The following is a 4,695-nucleotide window of genomic DNA, read 5'->3' on the forward strand; positions in this document are numbered from 1 at the left end:
GTGGAGGCCCGTACCGCCGCCCCGCTCGTACCGCTGGGCATCTTCCGCAACCGGGCCGTGACGGCGGCCAACGCCGGGATCCTGCTGTGCGGGTGCAGCTCCTTCGGCATGTGGTTCTTCATGACGGTGTACGCGCAGAACGTCCTCGGCTACACCCCGCTCCAGGCCGGACTCGCGCTCGTGCCCAGCTCCCTGGCCGTCCTGCTGGGCTCCAAGGCCGCCCCGCGCCTCATGCCGTTCACCGGCTCCCGGGGACTCGCCGTCGCCGGCATCCTCGTCGCCGCGGCCGGGTTCGCCTGGCAGTCGACCCTGTCCGCCGACGGGAGCTTCGCCGGGACGATCCTCGGCCCCGGCATCCTCATGATGGGCGGCATCGGCCTCGCCACCACCCCCCTGGCCGCGCTCGCCACCTCCGGCGCCGCCCCGGGCGACGCGGGCCTCGTCTCCGGGCTCGTCAACACCTCCCGCACCATGGGCGGCGCGATCGGCCTCGCGGTCCTCAGCACGGTCGCCGCCGCGGCCACGCCCCTGGCCGACGGCCACGGCGAACCGGGCCCGGCCGCCCTCGTCGTGGGCTACGCCATGGCCTTCCGCGTCTCGGCGGCGGTGCTGCTCGTGGCGGCCGTGCTCATGCTGCTGTGGCTGCCGAGGCCGGCGGGAGCGGGCCGGAAGGAGCGGGCGGCCCTCCCCGCATGACGTGAGCACCGGCAGGTGCCGCTCCGCCTTCCCGGCGCCCGGCTCGGGGCATGCCGGCCACGGCCGGGTCCGGAGCACCGCCGGTGGCGGTCACCGCAGGGGGAAGGCGTCCACCACGATGTCGGTGAGCAGCGCGCCCGCCGTGCCGTCCGGGTCGAGATCGGGGTCGTAGACGGTGACGTTGAACCCCACGCAGAGCGGGGACGCGAGCAACGGCCGCAGCAGCTCGACCAGTTCGCCGGGCATCAGCCCGTCCGGGTCGGGACTGTCCACGGCCGGCATCACGGACGGGTCCAGCACGTCGGCGTCCAGGTGCACCCAGAAACCGGACACGACCCCGCTTTCGAAGGACTGGGCGGTGGCCCGCGCGAGCGCCCGCGCGCCCCACTCGCGCAGATGGCCGACGGTCACCACCGGGATCCTCAGGGCGGCGAGCTCGACACAGTCCGCGTCGTCCCGGAAGGCGTCCCGGATCCCGAAGAACCGCACGTCCTCGTCGCGCAGATAGGGCTTGAGCCCCTCCAGGTCGGTCAGGTCGTCCTGCCCGCGCCCGGTGGCCAGCGCGACCTCCTCGCCGCCGGCCGCGCCGATCCGGTCCGAGATGCCCGGGTGCCGGAAGTCCGGCGAGGCGTCGACCGCGACCAGCCCGTACCTCCCCAGGCGGCGCAGCGCGAGCGAGGCGCCGAGCTGGATCGAGCAGTCGCCCCCGAGCACCACGGGGAAGTCCCCGGCCCGGACGTGGTGCTCGATCCGGTCGGCGAGCCTGCGCGTGTAGGAGGCGAGCGCGGCGGCGTTGAACACCCCGTCGCCCTCCCGCCAGTCCCCGCGGTCGTACCGCGGCGGCACCACCACGCCGCCCTCCAGCGCACCGAGCCGCCGCAGGACGCCCTGCTCCCGCAGGGCCCCGGCGAGCTTGTAACAGCCGGGCACGGTGCCGGGGGCCGGCGGACGCAGACCCAGATTGGACGGGGCGTCGAGCACGACAGGATTCCGCATGCGCCCATCCTCCGCGACGGGGGACGGCCCCACCACCCGATCGGTGGAAGCCCGCACGGGCGGGCCCTCGTGATCATAAGATCGTGGCGACCGCCGTGGAGGCGGGCGGACAAAGGGAGTTGCGGCCATGGCGGCAGGTGTCGACGACGGGTTCGCTCCGGAGGCCCCGGGCCCCGGACAGCGTGTACTGGACCTCGTGGACAAGGCGATCGACCTCCAGAGCCCCCTGGTCCGCAGGAACATCGACCGGGCCCGGCAGCGGAGGCCGGACGCCACCCCCGAACAGGTCATCCGCACCCTGGAGCGGATGTACATCAGCGCCCTGGCCGGAACCGGCGCCGCGGTCGGCGGGGCCGCCGCCGCGCCCGGCGTCGGCACGACCGTCTCCCTCGCCCTCTCGGCCGGCGAGGCCCTCTCCTCCCTCGAACTGAGCGCCCTCTTCGCCCTCTCGGTCGCCGACGTCCACGGCGTCTCCCTCGACGAGATCGAGCGCCGCCGCACGATCGTCCTGGGCGTCCTCCTCGGCGGCAGCGGCTCCACCACCATCACCAAGATCGCCGAGCGGACCGGTCAGCACTGGGGCCGTCAGGTCGTCGCCAAGGTGCCGGTCGAGACGCTGCGCCGGATCAACACGATCCTGGGCAGGAACTTCATCACCAAGTACGGCACCAAGCAGGGCATCATCGTCCTCGGCCGCGTCGCCCCCTTCGGCATCGGCGCCGTCATCGGCGGCGGCGCCAACGCCGCCCTCGCCACCCTCACCGTCCGCTCCGCCCGCCGCGCCTTCGGCCCGGCCCCGGAGACGTGGTCCCAGGTCGTGTCCGGAAAGTAGCGGCGTCTGCCCAGGCGTCGCGGGCCAGGCGCGACTTCACGGACACGACCCAGGGTGCGGCCGGAAACCTCCGGAGAAGGCGGCGCCGCTGCGTCGCGGGCTCCGGGCAGGCGCCGCTTGCCGGTGCCCTGCGGGTCGGCACCCGCCCGTACGGCGAAGGACCCCGGGAAGCCATCGGCTCCCGGGGCCCCTCGTTCGTCCCGCTCCCCTCGCGGGATCAGCGCGCCTGCGCGTCGGGCTCACGGCGGTGGCGGCCGTGCGGCGAGGACGCGGAGTCCTCGACCGGCGCGGCCTGACCGCGGTGCTTCCCGGAGCCGTGCCGCTCCTGCCCGTCCGTGCTGATGCTCTCCGACATGGTGGAACTCACCCCGTAGCAATCGATCTTGTGGTGCGGCCCGGAGTCTAACGAGCGGGCCTACGGTCCGTCAGAGGAGCCTGCTGCAAAGGCACCGGGCGGCACACCCGGGGCTCCTCGACCACCACGACCGGCCGCGGAGCGGGCTCCGGCGGCACCGTGAGGGCGGCCAGTCCGCACGGCACCCCGGGCGTCGCGTACGGGAGCCGCAACACCCCCTCCGCCGTCCACAGGCCCGCGCCCGCCAGCCAGCCGGCCGGCGCCGCCAGCTGCCGCATCCGGCGGGAGGACGGCTTCCAGACCCCGACCCAGCTCCCGGCCGCCGCGTCGATCCGCAGCGCCACCGCGCAGCTCTCCGGCATCAGCACCTGTCCCGGCTGCACCGCGAACGGGGTCACCGCCGCGTCGTCGAGCCGCAGGCATTCCGGGAAGCGCACCGGCAGCAGACTCCCCAGGACCCCCCAGCCGAGCCGCTCGTGGCCCGGCGACGGCGCGTCGGAGCGGATCAGGAGCAGTCCGCTCTCCGGGTCCGCGAGCAGCAGCCGGTCGTCGCTCTCCTCCGTGATCTGGAGCAGCGGCGTCACCTCGCCGCCCCGCTCCAGGTCGACCGCCACCGTCTTCACGGGGCCGCCGCCGAGCCGCCGGTCCAGGGCCAGCATCCGGCCCGTACGGTCCAGCCAGACCCCGCCCGAACAGTGGCCGCGCACCTCGGCGACCTGCTCGGGCCCGAAGGCGCCGCCCGCCACCAGCCACAGCGTCGTCGTCTCGGGGCCGACGCACATCGCGTAGGCGCAGATGCCGTCCGGCGACGGCGGCAGCAGGATCAGCCGCTCGGAACCGGGCGCCTCGACCGCGCCCAGCTGAAGCTCCCCGGTGCCGGGGCCGGTGGGGTACAGCAGCGAGAACGTGTTCCGCCGCCCGTCCACGCGACGGGCGACGAGGACCCGGCCGTCCGCCAGGGGCAGGAGCTGCGTGCCGCGTTCCTCCGGCTGGCCGAGGGGAAGCGGTACGGCGTACGGCTCCGGGCCGTCGAGGGTCCACCGCTCCGCGTACAGGGCGTCCCCGGCGCCCGCGAGCCTGGCGGCGTAGGCACCGTTCGCCGTGATGGTGAACCCGGACGGCCACCCCGCACCCCGGGCACGGTCCCCGTCGTGATCGTCGTCCTCGGCCGTGGTCTCGATGGCACACGCTGTCATCGACTCGTCACCTCCAGCCACGAAGCTAGTTTTCGCACTTCCTGCCGAACAACACGACCAGGGTCACTTCACACATAAGGGTGGCCGTCCGGTGATTCGACTGAGCGGAGGGGGCCGGTTGTGCTGATGGGGGAGAAGGTACGTAAGGTAAGGCGACCCTAAGCGGACCCTGTCGCTCCGCTGTCAGCCTCGTGAGCTCGGCGTACGCCCGCGCGCCCGGAGGCCCGCCCGCCCGAGTCCGGGGCGCGCGGCCCGGCCGGACCGCGCTCCGGCACCCGCCCGGGCCCCACGTACCGGAAGAGGAGCCCCGCCCATGTCCTTCCGCCGCCGCGGCACCGCCGCAGCCGTCGCCCTCGCCGCCGCGCTCTCCCTCGCGGCCTGCGGAGGCGGCGACACCGCCTCCGACCCGGCCAAGAAGGAGGACACGGCCAAGAAGAAGGACGTCGCCACCGGCGGCAAGGACTTCGGTGACGCCGCCGCGAAGACGGCGGCCATGGGTACCGAGGCCAAGCCGGGCCAGTTCCCGCGCACCCTCACCCACGCCATGGGGAAGACCGAGCTGAAGACCGCCCCCAAGCGCGTCGTCGTCCTCGACGTCGGCGAGCTCGACAACGTCGTCT

5 protein-coding genes and 1 pseudogene are annotated in these 4,695 nt (G+C 74.5%); 3 read left to right on the forward strand and 3 right to left on the reverse strand.

Features of this window, described 5'->3' with window-relative positions; all coding sequences use genetic code 11:
* A partial coding sequence (locus tag RIF68_RS27840; RefSeq protein WP_309054056.1) for an MFS transporter occupies positions 1-696 on the forward strand: 696 nt, incomplete at its 5' end.
* Positions 697-786: 90 nt separating this feature from the next.
* Here RIF68_RS27840 and RIF68_RS27845 read toward each other — a convergent pair.
* Complete coding sequence (locus RIF68_RS27845) at positions 787-1,692, reverse strand: arginase family protein (protein ID WP_309054057.1); 906 nt, start codon at positions 1,690-1,692, stop codon at positions 787-789.
* Between the two features lie 127 nt (positions 1,693-1,819).
* On the opposite strand from RIF68_RS27845, the gene RIF68_RS27850 reads away from it, so the two are divergent.
* Positions 1,820-2,524, forward strand: a complete 705-nt coding sequence (locus RIF68_RS27850; RefSeq protein WP_309054058.1) for a hypothetical protein — start codon at positions 1,820-1,822, stop codon at positions 2,522-2,524.
* A gap of 217 nt (positions 2,525-2,741) precedes the next feature.
* Here RIF68_RS27850 and RIF68_RS27855 read toward each other — a convergent pair whose 3' ends face one another.
* Together RIF68_RS27855 and RIF68_RS27860 are read right to left on the reverse strand one after the other, a co-directional pair.
* A complete protein-coding gene (locus RIF68_RS27855) occupies positions 2,742-2,879 on the reverse strand; it encodes a hypothetical protein (protein WP_309054059.1) in 138 nt (45 codons plus the stop codon).
* A gap of 47 nt (positions 2,880-2,926) precedes the next feature.
* The gene (locus tag RIF68_RS27860; protein ID WP_309054060.1) at positions 2,927-4,075 is read right to left on the reverse strand and encodes a hypothetical protein; all 1,149 of its coding nucleotides are present in this window, start codon (positions 4,073-4,075) and stop codon (positions 2,927-2,929) included.
* A gap of 313 nt (positions 4,076-4,388) precedes the next feature.
* On the opposite strand from RIF68_RS27860, the pseudogene RIF68_RS27865 reads away from it, so the two are divergent.
* Positions 4,389-4,695 (forward strand): annotated as a pseudogene (locus RIF68_RS27865) (iron-siderophore ABC transporter substrate-binding protein); the annotation flags it as partial.

The sequence above is a fragment of the Streptomyces sp. genome (assembly GCF_031178505.1).
Taxonomy (GTDB): Bacteria; Actinomycetota; Actinomycetes; order Streptomycetales; family Streptomycetaceae; genus Streptomyces; species Streptomyces gulbargensis.